Origin of the sequence: Tritonibacter aquimaris (assembly GCF_009617595.1) — a bacterium.
Classification (GTDB): Bacteria; Pseudomonadota; Alphaproteobacteria; order Rhodobacterales; family Rhodobacteraceae; genus Epibacterium; species Epibacterium aquimaris.
Map to the genome: position 1 here is coordinate 124865 of NZ_WIXK01000008.1, position 18128 is coordinate 142992.

General features: G+C 55.2%; 18 protein-coding genes. 5 read left to right on the top strand and 13 right to left on the bottom strand.

What is annotated here, in order from left to right; translation table 11 throughout:
* The first annotated feature begins 469 nt into the window (after nucleotides 1-469).
* Both GG681_RS14650 and GG681_RS14655 read left to right on the top strand, forming a co-directional pair.
* Nucleotides 470-1336, top strand: a complete 867-nt coding sequence (locus GG681_RS14650) for a PhnD/SsuA/transferrin family substrate-binding protein (protein WP_153548774.1) — start codon at nucleotides 470-472, stop codon at nucleotides 1334-1336.
* Between the two features lie 18 nt (nucleotides 1337-1354).
* On the top strand, nucleotides 1355-3634 hold the full coding sequence (locus tag GG681_RS14655) for a response regulator (protein ID WP_153548775.1): 2280 nt from the start codon (nucleotides 1355-1357) through the stop codon (nucleotides 3632-3634).
* An 8-nt stretch (nucleotides 3635-3642) separates the two neighbouring features.
* On the opposite strand, the gene GG681_RS14660 is transcribed toward GG681_RS14655, so the two are convergent.
* Genes GG681_RS14660 through GG681_RS14670 form a run of 3 tightly spaced genes read right to left on the bottom strand, consistent with a single transcriptional unit; the run spans nucleotide 3643 to nucleotide 5673 of the window.
* Nucleotides 3643-4458 carry a metal ABC transporter permease gene (locus tag GG681_RS14660; protein WP_328593406.1) on the bottom strand — a complete coding sequence of 272 codons (816 nt, stop codon included), beginning with the start codon at nucleotides 4456-4458 and terminating at the stop codon, nucleotides 3643-3645.
* Complete coding sequence (znuC, locus tag GG681_RS14665; RefSeq protein WP_153548776.1) at nucleotides 4455-5195, bottom strand: zinc ABC transporter ATP-binding protein ZnuC; 741 nt, start codon at nucleotides 5193-5195, stop codon at nucleotides 4455-4457. Before znuC ends, GG681_RS14660 begins: the two co-directional genes overlap by 4 nt.
* A 7-nt stretch (nucleotides 5196-5202) precedes the next feature.
* Entirely contained in the window at nucleotides 5203-5673 is a 471-nt protein-coding gene (locus GG681_RS14670) for a Fur family transcriptional regulator (RefSeq protein ID WP_153548777.1), read from the bottom strand.
* 91 nt (nucleotides 5674-5764) lie between these two features.
* Here GG681_RS14670 and GG681_RS14675 point away from each other — a divergent pair, with 91 nt between their 5' ends.
* The 3 genes from GG681_RS14675 to GG681_RS14685 all read left to right on the top strand — a co-directional run bounded on the left by GG681_RS14675 (nucleotide 5765) and on the right by GG681_RS14685 (nucleotide 8878).
* Nucleotides 5765-6889, top strand: coding sequence for a zinc ABC transporter substrate-binding protein (locus tag GG681_RS14675; protein ID WP_153548778.1), 1125 nt, complete (start codon nucleotides 5765-5767; stop codon nucleotides 6887-6889).
* 101 nt (nucleotides 6890-6990) lie between these two features.
* Entirely contained in the window at nucleotides 6991-8292 is a 1302-nt protein-coding gene (locus GG681_RS14680) for an NAD(P)/FAD-dependent oxidoreductase (RefSeq protein ID WP_153548779.1), read from the top strand.
* A gap of 181 nt (nucleotides 8293-8473) precedes the next feature.
* Nucleotides 8474-8878: a response regulator gene (locus tag GG681_RS14685; RefSeq protein WP_153548780.1), complete on the top strand. Its 405-nt coding sequence runs from the start codon at nucleotides 8474-8476 to the stop codon at nucleotides 8876-8878.
* A gap of 1 nt (nucleotide 8879) precedes the next feature.
* On the opposite strand, the gene queF is transcribed toward GG681_RS14685, so the two are convergent.
* The 10 genes from queF to GG681_RS14735 all read right to left on the bottom strand — a co-directional run bounded on the left by queF (nucleotide 8880) and on the right by GG681_RS14735 (nucleotide 18033).
* Nucleotides 8880-9344 (bottom strand): preQ(1) synthase, encoded by a 465-nt coding sequence (gene queF, locus GG681_RS14690; protein ID WP_153548781.1) that lies wholly within the window; start codon nucleotides 9342-9344, stop codon nucleotides 8880-8882.
* A gap of 14 nt (nucleotides 9345-9358) precedes the next feature.
* Complete coding sequence (gene queE / locus GG681_RS14695; protein ID WP_153548782.1) at nucleotides 9359-10066, bottom strand: 7-carboxy-7-deazaguanine synthase QueE; 708 nt, start codon at nucleotides 10064-10066, stop codon at nucleotides 9359-9361.
* Nucleotides 10063-10413 carry a 6-pyruvoyl trahydropterin synthase family protein gene (locus GG681_RS14700; protein ID WP_153548783.1) on the bottom strand — a complete coding sequence of 117 codons (351 nt, stop codon included), beginning with the start codon at nucleotides 10411-10413 and terminating at the stop codon, nucleotides 10063-10065. Before GG681_RS14700 ends, queE begins: the two co-directional genes overlap by 4 nt.
* Entirely contained in the window at nucleotides 10413-11108 is a 696-nt protein-coding gene (gene queC / locus GG681_RS14705) for a 7-cyano-7-deazaguanine synthase QueC (RefSeq protein WP_153548784.1), read from the bottom strand. The genes GG681_RS14700 and queC overlap by 1 nt, the downstream gene beginning before the upstream one ends.
* Before the next feature lie 121 nt (nucleotides 11109-11229).
* Nucleotides 11230-12636 (bottom strand): exonuclease domain-containing protein, encoded by a 1407-nt coding sequence (locus tag GG681_RS14710; RefSeq protein ID WP_153548785.1) that lies wholly within the window; start codon nucleotides 12634-12636, stop codon nucleotides 11230-11232.
* On the bottom strand, nucleotides 12626-13156 hold the full coding sequence (locus tag GG681_RS14715; protein WP_153548786.1) for a hypothetical protein: 531 nt from the start codon (nucleotides 13154-13156) through the stop codon (nucleotides 12626-12628). The genes GG681_RS14710 and GG681_RS14715 overlap by 11 nt, the downstream gene beginning before the upstream one ends.
* A gap of 35 nt (nucleotides 13157-13191) precedes the next feature.
* Nucleotides 13192-15015 (bottom strand): DUF294 nucleotidyltransferase-like domain-containing protein, encoded by a 1824-nt coding sequence (locus tag GG681_RS14720; RefSeq protein ID WP_153548787.1) that lies wholly within the window; start codon nucleotides 15013-15015, stop codon nucleotides 13192-13194.
* 101 nt (nucleotides 15016-15116) lie between these two features.
* Complete coding sequence (locus tag GG681_RS14725; RefSeq protein WP_153548788.1) at nucleotides 15117-16904, bottom strand: sodium:solute symporter family protein; 1788 nt, start codon at nucleotides 16902-16904, stop codon at nucleotides 15117-15119.
* 6 nt (nucleotides 16905-16910) lie between these two features.
* A complete protein-coding gene (locus tag GG681_RS14730) occupies nucleotides 16911-17195 on the bottom strand; it encodes a DUF4212 domain-containing protein (protein WP_153548789.1) in 285 nt (94 codons plus the stop codon).
* A 157-nt stretch (nucleotides 17196-17352) separates the two neighbouring features.
* Complete coding sequence (locus GG681_RS14735) at nucleotides 17353-18033, bottom strand: adenylate kinase (RefSeq protein WP_153548800.1); 681 nt, start codon at nucleotides 18031-18033, stop codon at nucleotides 17353-17355.
* Between the last annotated feature and the right edge of the window lie 95 nt (nucleotides 18034-18128).

Here is an 18128-nt window from a genome sequence, read left to right on the forward strand (position 1 = left end):
TAACGGGATAGGATCTTCGTGCTGTGCTCTTTTTACTTGCAAGTCCAAGTTTCGCTGCAACCGCGGCCCCCAACCCAGAGATCATTGCAACCCCCACAGCGAGTACCTGCGAGATGGATGACACTGAACCGATGACCAATTCTGGCGAAGGAATCGCGAGTGCCGGAGATGAAACGCTTATGAGGGCGGCGGTACCGATCAGCAGCAAGCGAGCGTTGTTTTTTTTCACGGTGAGTCCTTACAGCAATCGAGACGTTAAAATTCATGTAGAATTTATGACACATGAGTAAAAATGGTTACTTAAACGTTAAAGTGTAAAGATGGAAACTACTCTCAACCTGAAACTTCCTATTTTGCAGCATCTTAACGTTTGCTTGCTAATCTGCGTGCAACCGAGCCAGCTGAGTCTCGTCGCTTCTGGGGGACCACTGCAGGAGCAAACGGAATTAATACTGAAGTGGACTGTCACATGAAACGCTTGAATGTCTTTCACCGCCAACGCGCGAAGATCTTTTCCCTGTTCATCGCTGTAGGCATCCTGTTTTCAGGGGCTGCAAGCGCCGAAATCAATTTGAAATTCGGGACTTATGCCGCAGACAAGCCAACAGAGACGGTCAAGAAATACCGCCCTTTTCTGATGTTTCTGGAGAGCCGGATGTCAGAAGAATTGGGGCAGGACGTCAACATCGAGATGATCATTGCCAAGGAGTATGAAACCAGCATCCGACAGCTTGCTGAAGGTGAGGTTGATTTTGCTCGGTTTGGGCCCGCCTCTTATGTTTTGGCGACGGATAAGAACCCTGATGTTCAAATTGTCGCGATGGAATCAAAAAATGGGCAAAAAAGATTCAAAGGGATCATCGCGGTGCATCGCGACAACCCGATTCAGTCGCTTGAGGAGCTGGCGGGGCTGACGTTTGCCTTTGGTGATGAGCTTTCGACCATCGGTCGCTACCTGTCGCAATCTGCGCTGCTTGAGGTCGGAATCACCGGGGAAGATCTTCATAGCTTTAAGTTTTTGGGGCGTCACGACACTGTTGGGCTGGCCGTTGGTGCGGGTAAGTTCACAGCTGGCGCACTAAAAGAGAGCACGTTCAAGAAACTGGTCGCGCAGGGCGTGCCGATCCGGGCCCTTGCGTCGTTTGACAATGTGACCAAACCCTGGATCTCAGCATCGGATCTGCCGAAAGAAGTCTATGATGCAATGCAGCGGGTGATGCTGTCCTCTGAGAATGAGGAAATTGTTCGCCGAGTTTCAAAAAACGGCTTTCTTATTGGCAGTGATGCGGACTACCAACCTATCCGACAAGCGATGCAGGACAGCGTCGATTTCTGACCTAGGAACTACCACTAAATGAAACGCACCGGCATCCTTTCGCAGATTGTTCTATCGTTGTCTTTGGCCGCAGTTCTGGTGGCCTATGTGGTTGGTTTTGTTGCTCAAAATTCTGAAGCACAACGTTTGCATCAGCAACTGGAGGAGCAAGCTGACCTGACCGTTTCACTGTTGAGCGGTTTGATGCTTGAATCGATCATCATCGAGGATGTTCCGGTGCTGCAGACCGGGCTGATCGAAGCCATTGCGCGCAATCCAAAGCTTTTGGCGATCAATATTCTTAATGATAACGGTGATGTGATTGCCGAAGCCAGCGCAGAGGTGACTGTTTCTGACAATTTTGTGATGTACAACCGGCCGATCGAATTGGATGGGTTTTCGTTTGGCGAAATGGTTGTGAAATGGTCCACCAGCGAAGGCACTGCTTTGGTGGAAGAGCGGGTCCAGCAAACGATCATGTGGACCGGGCTCTCTGTTGCCGGGCTTTCCGTTTTGGTCTGGGTTCTTGTTCATCTGTTGACCCTGCGACCGCTTGGCATGATTCACCAGCGGATGTCTGATGCGATTTCCGGGATGAAACGACAAAGCCGCAGCCTGCCTTGGTATGCATCGCGGGAGTTTTGGGCGCTCAATTATTCGGTTGGGGTGCTGGAAGACACGTTTGATGAACGCGACGAACGTGAGTTTGCGCTGGAACAGGCGCGCGAGTCGGCGGATATCGCCAATCAGGCCAAATCGGAATTTCTGGCCAATATGTCGCATGAAATCCGGACACCTATGAATGGTGTCATCGGCATGGCTGAGCTGATTTTGGAAACGGATCTCGATGAAGATCAGCGGATGTATGCAGAGACGATTTCCAAATCGGGCGCGGCGCTGCTGACCATTATCAATGATATTTTGAACTTCTCAAAGATTGAGGCCGGGAAGATGGAGCTGGATAAAGCTCCGTTCAATTTCCTGACCGCTCTGGAAGATGTGGTGACCTTGCTGTCGCCCACTGCCAATGAGAAGGGCATTGAAATTGCACTGCGTTTTGATCCCACCCTGCCCGAGGTTTTTGTGGGGGATATTGGCCGTATCCGACAGATCATCACCAACATCGCAGGCAATGCGGTCAAGTTCACGCTGCGTGGCTATGTCTGTATTGATGTGACCGGTGAGATGAGCGGTGATCAATACATGCTAAAGATCGCGGTGCAGGACACCGGGATTGGCATTCCGCAAGAGAAGCTCGACACGATCTTCAGCGCGTTTGAACAGGTTGATGGGGCCGCTACCCGCAATTTTGAGGGCACGGGGCTGGGTCTGGCGATTTCTGAGCGCCTGTTGAAATTGATGGGGGGCCGGATTGCGGTGACGTCATCGGTGGGACAGGGGAGCGTGTTCACGCTGAGCCTGCCACTGCCGGTGGGCGAAGGTGTTGTCAGAGAGACGAAAAACAGTTCTGTGGCTCTGCACGGGCTGCGGGCGCTGGTTGTTGACGATCTTGAAGTCAATCGGATCATTCTGACCGAACGCCTGCAGAACTGGGGCATGAAATGTGAAACCGCGACCTGTGCAGCGGATGGCCTGAACCTGCTGAAACAGCATGAAGAAGGTTACTTTGACATGGTTGTGCAGGACTTCCAGATGCCGGTGATGGATGGCGGAGAGCTTGCCCGCCAGATCCGGGCGCTGCCGCAGTGTCGTAAATTGCCGATTATCGTTCTGTCATCCGTTGAACAGCCGCTTGAAAAGTCAGAGATTGAAGCCCTGGCACCGTGTCGGGTGACCACAAAACCGGTGCGGTCTGCCCAGTTGCAGCGGGTGATTGGCAGCACTTTGGCCATGCATCCAAGTGTTGAACCCGCGGCCACCACAACGCCTGCTACGTTTGGATTCAGCAAGCGTGTACGGGTGCTTATGGCCGAAGACAATCGCACCAACCAGCTGGTGGTGAGCCGTATGCTGAAAGATGCGATGGTGGATCTAAGTCTTGCGGTAAACGGCGCTGAAGCGCTTGAAATGTTCAAACAGCAGCGGCCTGACATAATCTTGATGGATATGATGATGCCGGTGATGGACGGGCTTCAGGCGACCAAAGAGATTCGCGAGTTGGAAGTGCGTGAAGGTGTGACCCATCAGGTTCCGATTGTTGCGCTCACCGCCAATGCGCTGCAATCGCACAAAGACAAATGTCTTGCCGTTGGGATGAATGACTTTCTGAGCAAGCCGATCAGCAAGAAATCCCTATTGGCAGCCTGTGAAAAATGGGCTGAGGCAGGGCACGCGCCTGCGGTCAAGACCGGGACGTAAGATCGATTTTACAGAATCCGTTTTCTGCGTTTCTGCACCAAGGTTGTGAACAGCGTGGCCACCACAAAAAAGAGGGCCGCAAGCGAGACAATTGTGGGCCCGGTTGGGGTGTCGGCGATATAAGATGCCCGTATTCCGCACAGAACTGACAGGCAGCCAATAGCAACGGCGGTCACCGCCATCCGTTCCGGCCCGTTGGCAAAGGCGCGGGCGGTGGCTGCGGGCACGATCAACATCGCCGCAATCAGCAGCACGCCCACAACTTTCATCGCAACCGCAACCACCACAGCAAGCGCGAGGGTCAGAACCAATTGCTCGCGGCGTGGGTCAATCCCTGCGGCACGCGCCAGATCCGGGTTCAAAGTGGCGGTGAGCAATGCAGACCAGCGCCATATCAGCAGGCCAAGCGTAGCTCCGCTGCCAAGCCAGATCACCAGTAGATCTATGCGCCCAACCGCAAGAATATCGCCAAAAAGATAGGCCATCAGATCAATGCGAACGCCGTTCAGAAAGGATACGGCCACCAGCCCAAGTGCCAGGGCTGAATGCGCCATTACCCCCAGCATCGTATCCATTGTATAGCCCCGCCCAGAAAGGGTCGAAACGGTTGTGGCCATCACCAACGCCATGGCCAGAACCCCGGCAAATATCGAGATGTCAAAGGTGAGCGCCAGGGCAACCCCAAGGATCGAGGCATGGGCCGTCGCATCCCCGAAATAGGCCATCCGCCGCCAGACAACAAAACAGCCCAAAGGGGCAGCAGCAATACAGAGGCCAATCCCGGCCAAAGTGGCCCGGATCATGAAATCATCGAGAAATGTCACGCAGCGGATCCTTCGTGAGAGGAGGCACAGTCATGGCTGTGATTGTGTTCATGGCGATAAAGTGCCAGCGCGCCCTGGGTGCCGGTGCCAAACAGGGCGCGATATTCCGGTGCGGATGCAACCTGTTCAGGCGCGCCCTGACAGCAGATGTGACCGTTCAGGCAAACCACCCGATCAGACGCGGCCATTACCACATGCAGCTCATGGCTGACCATCAAAACCGCGCATCCTAGGTCTTGGCGCACGGTTTCAACCAGGCGGTAAAACGCAGCGGATCCGGGTTGATCAAGGCCCTGTGTGGCCTCATCCAGGATCAATAGATCCGGTGTGTTCAGCAGCGCGCGGGCCAAAAGAACCCGCTGGAATTGACCTCCGGAGAGATCGGTCATTTGTTGTTTGACCAGTTTATCTGCCCCAACACGTTCCAGTGCTTCAAAGGCGGTACTGTCATCAACGCGTTTGGGCAGGCTCAAAAACCGGCGCACGGTTAATGGCAGGGTTGGATCGATATGCAGTTTTTGCGGCACATAGCCAATGCGCAGACCGGTCTTTTTGATGACGGCCCCCTGTGTTGGGGTGGTGGCCCCAATGATCAGCCGCAAGAGAGAGGATTTTCCGGAGCCGTTTGGACCAACGATGGTCACGATCTCTCCAGCGTCAATTGCGAAACTGACATTGGACAGCACCGTCTTCCCGCCGTAGGCGAGAGACACTCCTTCGAGAGAAACATGGCTCATGTGTATATTAGGTCCGGCATTGGGGGCATACCCCTTCGGCTTCTACAACAGTACGTTCGATTTCAAAGCCCATATTCAGTGCGATCTTGTTGAGAAATGCCCGATCTTCATCAGCGTGCGTTTCCGCGACGCTGTGGCATTTTCGACAAATCATAAAGAATGGCACATGATCCTGCGCGGGATCAAAACAGGCAATGAAAGCATTCAGGCGTTCAATCTTATGGGCAAAACCGTTGCTCACGAGAAAATCCAGAGCACGGTAGGCAACGGGGGGCTGCGCGCTGTGCCCTTCCTCGCGGAGGCGGTCGAGGATCTCATAGGCGCCCCAAGCACGATGTTCTTGCAGCATGATTTCAAGCACGCGCTGGCGCATTGCGGTAAACTGCAGCTTATGCGCTGCGCAGTGTTGTGCAACGTTACGTATTGTGTCCTCGACACAATGCGCGTGATTGTGGTGTTCAAAGCTGAGAGAACGCATAGTGCCTCCGCTGGAATTACTTTCTCCTTGATATGTAATGTTTTGGCATATAACAACCCGGGTGATGTTATAATATTACAGGGTTTGTCTGATGAAACGCACGTCATACGCCGTCGCTGCAGCCTTTTTTGCCGCAACTGGTTCGGCATCCGCTGATGCACCCAAAGTGGTGACAGATATTGCACCGGTTCACGGGCTGGTGTCCCGAGTGATGTCAGGTGTGGGTGAGCCCTCGCTGATTGTGCGCCCTGGATCATCGCCGCACCACTATTCCATGCGTCCATCAGATGCGCGCGCGCTGGATGAGGCTGATCTTGTTTTCTGGATTGGCGAAAGCCTGGTTCCCTGGCTGGAGCAGCCTATTGAGGAGCTGAGCACCAGCGCCCATGTGATCGAGCTGCTGAGCGTCAAAGGCAATGTGACCTATGAGTTCAGACAGGGTGCGACGTTTGAAGCCCATGATCATGAGGATCATGAGGATGAGCATGGCGATGATCACCACGATGATCACAAAGAGCATGATGACCATGGACATCATGAGGAACATGAGGAAGCCCACGATCACGGCGATCACGGCGATCACGGCGATCACGCGGATGATGATGACCACAAAGATCATGCGCATGAAGGCCACGACGATCACCATGATGAGCACGGGGACGAGCACGGCGACGATCATGATGATGAACACAACCACGCCCATGATGGCGTTGACCCCCACGCCTGGCTGTCAGCAACAAATGGCAAACTCTGGCTGGATGTGATCGCGGAAGAGTTGGCAGAGCATGACCCTGAAAATGCACAGGCCTATCAGGACAATGCAAAAGCCGGCAAAGCGGAACTGGACGCTGCAATCGCAAGCATCTCTGCAGCGCTGAAGCCTGTGCAGGACGCTCGTTTTGTTGTGTTCCACGATGCCTATCAGTATTTCGAAAAGGAATTCGATCTTGCCGCCACTGGTGCAATTTCGATTGGGGATGCGTCAAAGCCAAGCGCTGCACGGATCGCAGAAATTCAGGAAACCGTGCGTAAGCTGAATGTTTCCTGCGTCTATACCGAGCCGCAGTACAACAAAGGCCTGGTGCGAACCATCGCTGACGGCACAGGCGTGAAAGAACTGGAAGTGGATCCGCTGGGCACCACGTTGGACCTTGGCCCCAACTTCTATGTGGAGCTGTTGCAGTCTATGGGCAATTCTTTTGCGGCTTGTAAATAATTCCGCAAAGTGATCACCGACCCGCCGCAAATATTTGATCAAATTTACGCGGTGGGTTAGGTTTCTGTCAAATGAGCCCCGTTTGACAGAAAGGTGTGACCATGGATCTTTTGACTGCCAATGACGCTGTTGGTGTCTATCCAAGCTCTTACTATGCACAAACGGCGCGTCCCCTCGCGCCGTTTGCTGCGTTAGATGGGCATATTTCCTGCGATGTCTGTGTCATTGGCGGTGGGTTTATGGGCCTGTCGACGGCGCTGCATCTGGCGCGTGCGGGCTATGATGTGGCGCTGCTTGATGCGCAGCGGGTTGGCTTTGGCGCATCCGGGCGCAATGGCGGACAAGTGGGGCAGGGGCAACGGCTTGATCAAGATGAGCTTGAGCAGCTGGTTGGTGCTGAGCACGCAAAAGCCCTGTGGCATCTGGCCAATCAATCGGTGGATCTGGTGCGCGAGCTCGCCGCATCAGACAAGGTTGAAGCAGAGTTCCACCCCGGTATTATTCATGCAGATCACCGGCCGCGATTTGTACCGCATAGCCGCGATTATGTGGCCAAATTAAATGAACACTACGGCTATGATCGCATCTCTTTTCTGGAACAGGACGAACTGCGGCAGCTGGTAAATTCCCCGGCCTATCATGGTGGCACTTTGGATATGGGGGCCGGGCATATTCATCCGCTGGCCTTTGCCTTTGGCCTGGCACGGTTGGCGCGTGATGCGGGTGTGCGAATTTTTGAAACCACGCGGGTCACGGATATTGAGCGTGGGGATCCCGCGCAGGTGCAGACCGACCACGGGCAGGTTACCGCGAAATTTGTGGTCTTGGGTTGCAACGGCTATCTGGGCGGGCTTGAGCCAAAAGTTGCGTCAAAGGTCATGCCGATCAACAACTATGTTGTGGCGACCGAGCCATTGGGCGTTGAAGGGCAACGGGCCATATTGCGCCAGAACTACGCTGTGGCAGATAGCAAGTTTGTTGTGAACTATTTCCGCTTTTCTGACGATCACCGGCTGCTGTTTGGTGGCACTGAAAGCTATGGCTATAAATTCCCGACTGATATCGCCGCCAAGGTTCGCAAACCCTTGGCTGAAATTTTCCCACAATTGGCTGATGTGAACATCGATTTTGCCTGGGGCGGAACCCTTGGGATCACCATGAATCGCATGCCGCATTTCGAACGGCTGGCGGGCAATATCATTAGCCTGTCCGGATTTTCGGGGCATGGCGTTGCTATGGCGACCCTGGCAGGGCAGATCGCAGCCCAGGCTGTTGCCGGGCAGGCTGAGCGATTTGATGTGTTTTCCCAGGTGCCTAGCCAGAAATTCCCCGGTGGGATGCGCCTGCGTAGCCCGCTCTTGGTGCTGGCGATGCTGTGGTATTCATTGCGCGATCGCCTATAGGGCCAGCGCTGTTAGTACACATGCGAATAATGAAAGATGTTTATTCTTTGTAAAAAACAATGTACGGTTGATTTTGTGCATAATATGCACATTAAGTGTTTGGTCAATTATCGCTCGAAACACCACTTGGCTTAGGTTTCTGCGCCGCGGTGTTTGATGGTGAGGTTCAGAGGGCACTGCAATGAAACGATCCAATACAGTGTTAATTATCGAAGAAGATGCATCGATCCGCTTTATGATGCGGGAAATCGCGCGCGCCTTGGATATTAAGGTTGAAACCGCAGGCAGCAGTGGTGAGGGGCTTTCCTGGCTGCGCGCGCGGCCGTGGCATTTTGCAATGCTTATTCTTAACCTCGATATTCGTCAAAGCGGCGATGATGATACGGTTGAACGCATTCGCGATGATCAGCAGGCCGGAGTACGTGAAATACCGATTATCGGCATGATGGAAAAATGCCAGGGCCCGGATTCCACGGCGTTTACGCAATTGCGTGTGGATAGCTGCTTGCGCAAACCCGTAACGCCGGCAGAGCTGTTGGCTCTGACCGATCGTTACACGTCGCCGCTGGCAACGTCCGAGCCTTAGCTCAGCCGCGTCCACGATAGGGGGGCACGCTTTGGTCTGGGATCCAGACACCTTCTGGGCAGGGGCCGGTTTGCCAGAACACATCAATTGGGATGCCACCGCGCGGATACCAATAGCCGCCAATGCGCAGCCATTTGGGATCTAGAAAATCCTGCAGACGGCGCGCGATAGACACGGTGCAGTCTTCGTGGAATGCGCCGTGGTTTCTGAATGAACCCAGAAACAGTTTCAAAGACTTGCTTTCGACCAGCCAATCCCCTGGCACATAGTCAATCATCAGATGGGCAAAATCGGGCTGACCGGTCATGGGACACAGCGACGTAAATTCCGGTGCGGTAAAGCGCACATTATAGAGCACATCCGCCTGGGGGTTTTGTACGCGCTCCAGCTCGGCCTGGTCTGGGCTTGCGGGCATAACGGTATCGCCGCCCAATTGTTTCAGGTTGCTGTAAATACTATCAGTCATAGCGTTTTCCTCAGTTAGACGCCGCGTTGGTTGCCCCAGAGCAGAACATGCAGCTGTGGTAGGACGCGGGGGCGAAACCAGCTGTCCGCCACGGTTTTTTCAACAAGCCAGTTCAAACGATCGATAGAGGCCTGCAGCGGCACCGGTGTTTCGGGATCAGACTCGGGGTTGCCCGGTTGCAGATACAGCGGCATCTGCGGGTAGCGTTGTGCAACATCCTGCGCCCAGGCGTAGTCTGTGTCATCAAAAATGACGATTTTCAGCGCCAGATCGGGTTGATCCTGCGCGGCCTCCAGGCAGCTTTCAAACTTTGCCCAATCGGTTGTTTGCCCGCTGGATGGGGGTTTGGGGGACAACACCAAAGTGTCGAGATCCTTGAACCAGGGGCTGGCAATGGAGCCTTGGGTTTCACAGGCAAAGCGGTAGCCGTGCGATTTGCCCTGGGTGATCAAGGGGCCAAAGTTCTGGATCGCCGGGTTGCCGCCACTGATTGACACCGTGATCGGCGCGCCGTTGGAGAGTTTTTCAACCTCGCTCCAGACGGCTTCTGTGGACATTTTTTCCCAGGTGTGGCGATAGCTGGTATCAACCGCATGCATGCTGTCACACCAGCTGCAACGATAATCGCAGCCGCCCGCGCGCACAAAGACCGTTGGCTCCCCGATCAGCGCGCCTTCGCCCTGAATCGTGGGACCAAAGATTTCAACGATCCGCAGTGTCATGGCCGGTATTCAGCCCAGATCTTTGGGGTTTCAGAGATACGCACCGCGGCGACCTCATCCCAGCGTTCTTTGCACCAGTCATAGAAGTGTTTTGCCAGAACCTCAGAGGTTGGCATGTCCAGCACATCGTTCAGGTGGCGGTGATCAAAGCATTCATCAATATAGGTTTTGAGCAGGTCAAGATCGCGGTATTCGCGCACAAACCCATGTTCGTTCAGTTCAGCTGCGACCAGTTCAACCTCAAGCTTGTAGTTATGGCCATGCACGCGGCGGCAGGGGTGGCCATCGGGCAGGGTGGTGAGGTTGTGGGAGGCAGAGAATTGGAACTCTTTGGCAATGCGGTACATTATGGCGCCTCCTTCAGGGCTGATTTCCAAAACTCAGGATCATCGTAGAGCGTTGGATCCGGGATACCTGCAAGGTCAAAGGCTTCGCGGCGTTCCACACAGGTGCCGCAGCGGCCGCAGTGATTTTCGCCGCCCTTGTAGCAGGACCAGGTGTCTTTGAACGGGGTCTGTGCAGCGGCCCCTTCGGTGGCGATATCCGCCTTTGATTTATGTACAAACGGTGTGAACAGTTTGACGTTTGCATAGCCGTCCAAGGCAGCCATCTGCATTGCTTCAAAGGATTCGGTAAAGGCGGGGCGGCAATCGGGATAGATGAAGTGATCACCCCCATGTACCGCGGTCGCCACCGCATCATCACCATTGGCCGCAGCAACGCCAAAGGCAATAGTCAGCATGATGGCGTTGCGGTTGGGCACCACGGTGATTTTCATGGTTTCTTCGGCATAGTGCCCATCGGGCACATCGATGTCATCGGTGAGCGCCGAGCCTGTGAGGGCTGCACCAATGCCGCGCATGTCGATGATCTGATGTGGGACGTTCAGGCGTTTTGCGGCCTGAGCGGCAAAATCCAGTTCCTTGCGGTGGCGCTGACCATAGTCAAACGACACAAGGCGGGTCAGTTCATAATCACGTGCCACAATATGAGCAAGCGCAACAGAATCCATCCCGCCGGAGCAGATAACGATAGTTTTCATTTTTCGACCCTTGTTTTGGTGACCGGGTAGGCTGCGACCGGTTTCAGGGCCTTTAAAGGGAGTTGCCTGACAAAAGCAACAGGCAATTGATCGAAACAGTTTCAATCTATTTGCAAAGGTCTCAGTTCAGATCTTCCAGAAGCTTGCCGTGTTTGCGTGTTTCAGCCACCACCTGTTCAAAGGAGGTAAGCCCGCGCGAGGCGAGCATGGGCAGCATTTTGCACAGCACCTCAGCGGTGGCCTGGGCATCGCCAAGCGCGGTGTGGCGCAGGTTTTCGGGAATGGTGACATCAAGGCGCTGACACAATGCGTCGAGCGTATGGGTTTCACTGGCGCCAAACAGAATGGCGGAGAGCAAAACCGTATCAAGGATCTGATGATCCCATTGAATATGCGCGGATTTCCCGTAGCGGCGCATAAAGGCCATATCAAAAGGCGCGTTATGGGCGACGATGACCGCGTCTTGGGCATATTTGTGGAACTGGCGGGTTGCGGTGGTGGGATCCGGCGCATCAAGCACCATTTGATCTGCGATCCCATGCACCAGTGTCGACGCCTTGGGAATGGCGCGGCCCGGATTTACCAGCTGGTCAAATTCTTCGCCAACAACAATGCGCCCGTTCACCACCCGGACGGCACCGATTTGTACAATGTCGTCTTTATGCGGCATAAGCCCGGTGGTCTCGGTATCAAAAACCACAAAATTCATCGCGCTTAACGGCCGCCTGTCTGAGGTATTGGCCCCAGGTGCCAGGCTGAAATCAAAGATCAGCGGGCGCGCATCATCCGGGGACATGGTGGCGTGTGCTTCATCCAGGATCATCATGTAGCCTTCGGCCCGGCTGAGTTTGCGCATCCGCACATCCATCTCAAGCCGCCGATCCGCACAATTCAGCGCGATCGAAACCTCTGTCTGACCTGCTTCCAGTTTGGCCAATGTGGTCAGGACTTGCTCACGGTCAAAATAATCAAAGATCGAAGCATTGAGACGCGGGACATGAATTTGGCTTAGCAGGCCGGAAGACTGCCCATCATAAAGCACGATCTGATGGGCCTTGTTGACCAGAACAATTGCCAGGGGAATATCGGTCAGAAGGGCTGTCAGATATTCCTTATCCGCTGAAAGCTGCGCGGTGGCATCTGCAACTGCACGGGCGGCTGCAGTACTGGAATGGCTAAGCTGGCCGGTAACCGCACGCGCGGCCGGAGCAAGATCACCCAGGTAGCGCGCTTTGTTGGTATCGATGGTGGTATCGACGCCCGCATGGGCGCGGCTGCGCATATCAGCGGCGATGCGTTCAATTGGTTTTGCCACGTTCTCATCGAAGAGCAACCAGACCCCTGCGGTCACACCAACAATGCCAAAGGCGGCAATCAGCCCGGTGTAGGCAAAGGCGCTTTGGGGGCTGCCATCGGCAAGATGGCTGTAGCCGAGAAACAGGGCGATGCCCAAACAGGCCAACCCGGCGAGGGCAATCAGTGCAAAAAACAGCAATACCCGTGTGCGCAGTCCCAGATCATGTAGCATCGCTCTCTCCACATAAGGCCCGCAGCACTGCGTCGCCTTCAGGAGCTTTTACCCAATCCGCCCCAGTGACAGTGCCATCGTCAGTGAAATCAATTGCATCGGCCAGTGCCGCGCGTTTGCCACCGGGGCAATCCGCGAGGACGGGCAGTTTGTGGACGCTGGACCAGCGGCCAAAGAAGTAGAGATCCGCCAGCACCAGCCCCGGATGGTTTTCATGGGTGCGTGTGTTGACCTCATCTACGGCAACAAAGCGATCAACATAGGGGAAAGCATAGGTCCAAGGGCGGTAGAGCGCTTTGTTTTCGACGGTTTCAGCAACAACAAGACCCTCAGGAAGGCTGCCACTTGTGCGTCCGTACCAGCTGTATTCGTTTGAAATCGTGACACCCAGCATGGCCAGACCTGCAAAAACAGGGGTGATCCAGCGTGGCAGACGTTTGCCGCTGATCTTGTTGAGCAAAAGCGCAACACCCGCCCCGCCAACACCCGCGAGGATCGTCGCAATAAGTTCCACAAACATTTTAGTCCTCCCAAAGCACCGTATCGGCGCTTCCCTTAGCTCAAGACGCCGCGTCCCTGTCCAACGGCGGATTGCATGGTTTTCACCACCACAAACGCATCACGCAGATGGCTGCGTTCCAGATCAGACAGTTCAGCGGGCAATAGGTAGTTATCAGGGGCGCGGCCCTGTTTGATCAGCGCCGCCTGATGTTGCAGGCGTGTTTCTGCAATCATGTCATAGGCATCCAGCAGATCATGCGCGCCGGATGTGCTCAGACCGCCGGCATGGGCGGCTTCTTCCAGGCGGGCGCGGGTGTTGGCTGACAACAGCTGACCTTGCAGCGCGTAGATGCGGGCCAGATCCACCACGGGCACAACCCCGTTGTGTTTCAGATCGATCTGGTTCTTGTGTTCACCGGATCGGATGGTTGCCAGACCGCGCAACAGCCCCAAAGGCGGCATGTGTTTCAGCGAATTAGACACCATATGCGCCACAAAGATTGAGTTCTTCCGAGCAGCTGCAAGGGTCTCTTCGTGCAGGTTGTTGAACAGGCTTTGATCGCCCGCGATGGCGCGCAGATCAAACATCACCGAGGCCAGCATCTGCGCCTCTTGGTCGGGTTTTGCGATCCAGGTCTCGAAATATTCCTGCCAGACATGGAGCGGCTGACACCAGCGTTCATTGGTCGCCATCATATCACCGGGGCAATAGACGTAGCCGCAGGTGTTCAGCCCGTCGCAGACAAATTTGGCCATGGCGTGGAAATAGGGCATGTCTTCGCCACGCACCGAATTGTCCAGGATCAGGCAGTTGTCCTGATCGCTGACACCGGTTTGTTCGCGCCGACCCTGTGAGCCGCAGGCGAGCCACAGATAGGCGGCGGGCGCCGGGCCGAGCTTTTGTTCGGCGAGGTCCAACAGGCGCATGGTGACCGCATCGGCAATATCGGTGATCAGACGCGTCACCACCTCATGGCGGTTGCCGGCCCCGACAAGCTGAACCAACAACGAAGGAATACGCGCGGTAACTTCGGCCATCTGTTCGGCGGTTTCGGCTTCTGCGATATGGTGCAGCAGCTCGGCCGAGGTGATGGCCTGAAACCGTGTGAGATCGGTCTGGGTGACAATGCCAACAAGATCACCGTTTTCCACAATTGGGATATGGGCGATGCGGCGGCTGATCATCATATGCAGCACATCTGACCCCAGCGCGGTGGGGGGCAGGGTAAAAGGGTTTTCCGACATGATGTCGCCGACGGATGTGTCCGCAGGCAGCGCCTCGGCCAGCACTTTGTTGGTGAGATCTTTGGTGGTGACAATGCCCGCAAGACGCGTGCCTTCGCCAACGCAGAGCGACGAAATGCCTGCATCGCGCATGGTTTGCGCGGCCTGTTGCACGCTGTCTTCTGGGGCGCACATGCGCGGGGAGGAGGCCATCAGATCCTGCACCCGGCTGTTGGCAATTGTCTGGCTCGCGGTTTTTTCAGATCTGGAGCGATCAAAGAATTTGCGCGCGGCGGCGCTTGAGGTGAGCAGCTCTTCAAAATCTGTGGGCGAGAGCAGCAGCAGCAGGCTGTCTTCTTCGGAGCGCGCATTGGTGACGGCAATTCCGTCGCGCAAAAGGCCGCGTTCGCCAAAGGAGTTTCGCAGCCCGAGGTGTGACACCACAGCGCCGTTTTGATCGGTGACCTCGACCGCGCCCTCATAAATCAGAAACAGGCCCGGCGAGGGTTGATCAAAATGATAGATCCAGCTGTCGGCGGGATATCTGGTTGCTTTAAAGCTTTGCGCCAGATGCAAAAGCGCCTCTGGTTCCAGTGAATCATAGGGGTGCACTGATTTCAGAAATCGTGTGATCTGATCCGCATTCAAGGCCATGAAAGACACCCTTCAAAAATAAAAGTCCTGCTCGATGATAACCGAACAGGACCAGATTTATTGTGGTTGGACAAGGGCTTTCCTTGCCCAACCTCTCAGCATTAGTGGTCCTGAGCGGCACCTGCGCCACGGGGTACGCGAACGCTTTCGACCAGATCTTTGATCTCCTTCGGAGTTTCCTTGGTCATGCCAGCAACCACGAAGGCCACTGCGAAGTTCACGGCTGCACCAATCGCACCAAACGAGGTGGATTTAACGGTGCCCAGCAGCGGATCAGCATCGGTGAAGCTGTTGGTGCCCGGAATGAACAACCAGCCTTTGTGCAGGAAGATGTAGACCAGGGTCACGGTCAGACCTGCGATCATACCTGCTACTGCGCCGGTGTTGTTGATGCGGGTCGAGAAGATCCCCATCATCAGTGCCGGGAAGATAGACGCCGCTGCGAGACCAAAGGCCAGAGCCACGGTTTGTGCCGCAAAGCCCGGAGGGTTGAGGCCGAGGTAAGTCGCAACCGCAATCGCTACAGCCATCGCAATACGTGCAGACAGAAGCTCGTTCTTTTCCGAGATGTTCGGGTTGATCGAACCTTTGATCAAGTCATGCGATACCGCTGAAGAGATCGCCAGCAGAAGACCCGCTGCGGTAGACAGAGCTGCCGCGAGACCACCTGCAGCCACCAGGCCGATGACCCAGCTTGGGAGGTTGGCGATTTCAGGGTTCGCAAGAACCAGGATGTCACGGTTGAAGTTGGTCAGCTCGTTGCCCGCCCAGCCTTTTTCTTCGGCAATTGCGGCCATGTCGGCGTTCTTGTCGTTGTAGTACTGGATCGCACCGTCGCCGTTTTTGTCTTCCCAACCCAGAAGGCCGGTTTTCTGCCACGTCGCCATCCAGTCATACTGCGGATCGTTTTCGATCTGCTGAACAGTCACAGCACCGCCATCAATGCCGCCATTTGGCCACATCATTTCGGTGATGTTCAGACGCGCCATCGCACCAACAGCCGGAGCGGTGAGGTAGAGCAGAGCGATGAACACCAGGGTCCAACCTGCAGACCAACGTGCATCAGCAACGCGCGGTACGGTAAAGAAGCGCATGATAACGTGGGGCAGACCCGCGGTACCGATCATCAGCGACAGGGTAAACAGAACCATGTTGAAGGTGTCGGAGTGGTGTGCGGTGTACTCGTTGAAGCCCAGCTCGGTTACGATCGCGTCCAGTTTTGCCAGCAGCGGCTCACCAGAGGCGGCGTGCTCACCAAACAGACCCAGCGCCGGGATCGGGGTGCCGGTCAGCTGCAGCGAGATGAAGATCGCCGGGATGGTATAGGCCATGATCAGAACGCAGTACTGCGCAACCTGGGTGTATGTCACACCTTTCATGCCGCCAAATACCGCATAGGCAAATACAACGCCCGCACCGATGAAGAGACCCATTTCATTGGAGACTTCGAGGAAGCGACCAAAGGCAACGCCAACACCAGTCATCTGACCGATCACATAGGTGGTGGAAGCAACGATCAGACAGATCACCGCAACAACACGTGCAGTTTGGCTGTAGAAACGGTCGCCGATGAACTCGGATACGGTGAACTTGCCAAACTTACGCAGGTAAGGTGCAAGCAGCAGAGCCAGCAAAACGTAACCACCGGTCCAGCCCATCAGGAAGGAGGAGTTATCGTAGCCGGTAAAGGCAATAAGGCCCGCCATAGAGATGAACGACGCCGCAGACATCCAGTCTGCCGCGGTTGCCATACCATTGGTGACCGGGTGAACGCCGCGGCCAGCCGCGTAGAATTCAGATGTGGAACCCGCACGGGCCCAGATCGCGATGCCGATGTAAAGCGCGAAGGATGCGCCAACAAACAGCAGGTTGATTACAAACTGATCCATCTGTGTTTACTCCTCGTCGACGCCGTGTTCACGGTCCAGCGAGTTCATCCGCCAGGCGTAAAAGAAAATCAGGCCGAGAAAGACAAGAATCGATCCCTGCTGGGCGAACCAAAAGCCAAGGTCAGTGCCGCCTACCGAGATGCCTGCAAGCATCGGACGCAGCAGGATGCCAAAGCCAAATGATACCAAAGCCCAGATCACCAGGCTCACATAGATTATCCGCAAGTTAGCTTGCCAGTAGCCCTTATCGGACTGGCTGCTGTCAGCGGAGTTGGTGGTTTGATCCGTCATAACGGGTCTCCTTTTCCTCCATACGTGGGTGTTTCGATTGTCCTCCCGAAAACACCCTCTCCCTTCTTGACCCAGCTTTCGCCGGGTGTACGCGTGTGATCAGAATTGCTGATCAAATGCGGCGATGTGGCCCGGCGCTGCCGAGCCACGTCAACACTCACAAAGCGTCGGAAACAACGGTTCCCAAGGCTGTGGTGATGTCGTCGATGGCCCCCATTGCATCGATATGGGCCAATGCACCTTTGGTTTGGTAGTAGCTCACCAAAGGTGCTGTTTGTGCGTGATAGGCCTCCAGGCGGCTGGCAACGGTTTCTGCGTTGTCATCTGCCCGGCGCTTCATGTTGGTGCTGCCACAGTTGTCGCAAACACCTGGAACTTTTGGCTGTTTGAAGCTGTCGTGGAAGCCTTCGCCACAGTCAGCGCAGGTGTAGCGACCTGAAATACGTTCAACCATCGCGGCGTCGTCAACCTTGAGGTTGATCGCGGCATTGATGCGTTGACCGGTTTCATGAAGCAATACATCCAGCGCCTCTGCCTGCACAGTTGTGCGGGGGAAACCATCCAGAATAACACCGTTTTGGCAGTCTTCCTGCGCCAGTCGATCACGCAAAATCGCGATTACGATTTCATCTGATACCAGGCCACCGGCTTCCATTACCGCTTTGGCCTGTTTGCCAGCTTCGGTGCCTTCGGCCACGGCTGCGCGCAGCAGGTCACCGGTGCTCAACTGAACCAGCCCGAATTTTTCTTCCAGGCGGCGTGCCTGGGTGCCCTTGCCTGCGCCCGGAGGCCCCAGCAGGATCAAGACTGCAGGTCGTGTAAGTACATCTCCGTCCATCATCTTCCGATCTCCCGATTAGGTATTGTTGCGGTTTTTGATGAGGTCATCGACGACGGAGGGGTCGGCGAGTGTTGAGGTGTCGCCCAGGGAAC

Coding starts and splice junctions, on each gene's coding strand:
- GG681_RS14725 (WP_153548788.1), bottom strand. CDS start 16,904: ATGGATCAGTTTGTAATCAACCTGCTGTTTGTTGGCGCATCCTTCGCG.
- GG681_RS14720 (WP_153548787.1), bottom strand. CDS start 15,015: ATGGCCTTGAATGCGGATCAGATCACACGATTTCTGAAATCAGTGCAC.
- GG681_RS14680 (WP_153548779.1), top strand. CDS start 6,991: ATGGATCTTTTGACTGCCAATGACGCTGTTGGTGTCTATCCAAGCTCT.
- GG681_RS14685 (WP_153548780.1), top strand. CDS start 8,474: ATGAAACGATCCAATACAGTGTTAATTATCGAAGAAGATGCATCGATC.
- GG681_RS14650 (WP_153548774.1), top strand. CDS start 470: ATGAAACGCTTGAATGTCTTTCACCGCCAACGCGCGAAGATCTTTTCC.
- queC (WP_153548784.1), bottom strand. CDS start 11,108: ATGAAAACTATCGTTATCTGCTCCGGCGGGATGGATTCTGTTGCGCTT.
- GG681_RS14710 (WP_153548785.1), bottom strand. CDS start 12,636: ATGCTACATGATCTGGGACTGCGCACACGGGTATTGCTGTTTTTTGCA.
- GG681_RS14715 (WP_153548786.1), bottom strand. CDS start 13,156: ATGTTTGTGGAACTTATTGCGACGATCCTCGCGGGTGTTGGCGGGGCG.
- GG681_RS14675 (WP_153548778.1), top strand. CDS start 5,765: ATGAAACGCACGTCATACGCCGTCGCTGCAGCCTTTTTTGCCGCAACT.
- queE (WP_153548782.1), bottom strand. CDS start 10,066: ATGACACTGCGGATCGTTGAAATCTTTGGTCCCACGATTCAGGGCGAA.
- GG681_RS14730 (WP_153548789.1), bottom strand. CDS start 17,195: ATGACGGATCAAACCACCAACTCCGCTGACAGCAGCCAGTCCGATAAG.
- GG681_RS14670 (WP_153548777.1), bottom strand. CDS start 5,673: ATGCGTTCTCTCAGCTTTGAACACCACAATCACGCGCATTGTGTCGAG.
- GG681_RS14735 (WP_153548800.1), bottom strand. CDS start 18,033: ATGGACGGAGATGTACTTACACGACCTGCAGTCTTGATCCTGCTGGGG.
- znuC (WP_153548776.1), bottom strand. CDS start 5,195: ATGAGCCATGTTTCTCTCGAAGGAGTGTCTCTCGCCTACGGCGGGAAG.
- queF (WP_153548781.1), bottom strand. CDS start 9,344: ATGACTGATAGTATTTACAGCAACCTGAAACAATTGGGCGGCGATACC.
- GG681_RS14700 (WP_153548783.1), bottom strand. CDS start 10,413: ATGTACCGCATTGCCAAAGAGTTCCAATTCTCTGCCTCCCACAACCTC.
- GG681_RS14655 (WP_153548775.1), top strand. CDS start 1,355: ATGAAACGCACCGGCATCCTTTCGCAGATTGTTCTATCGTTGTCTTTG.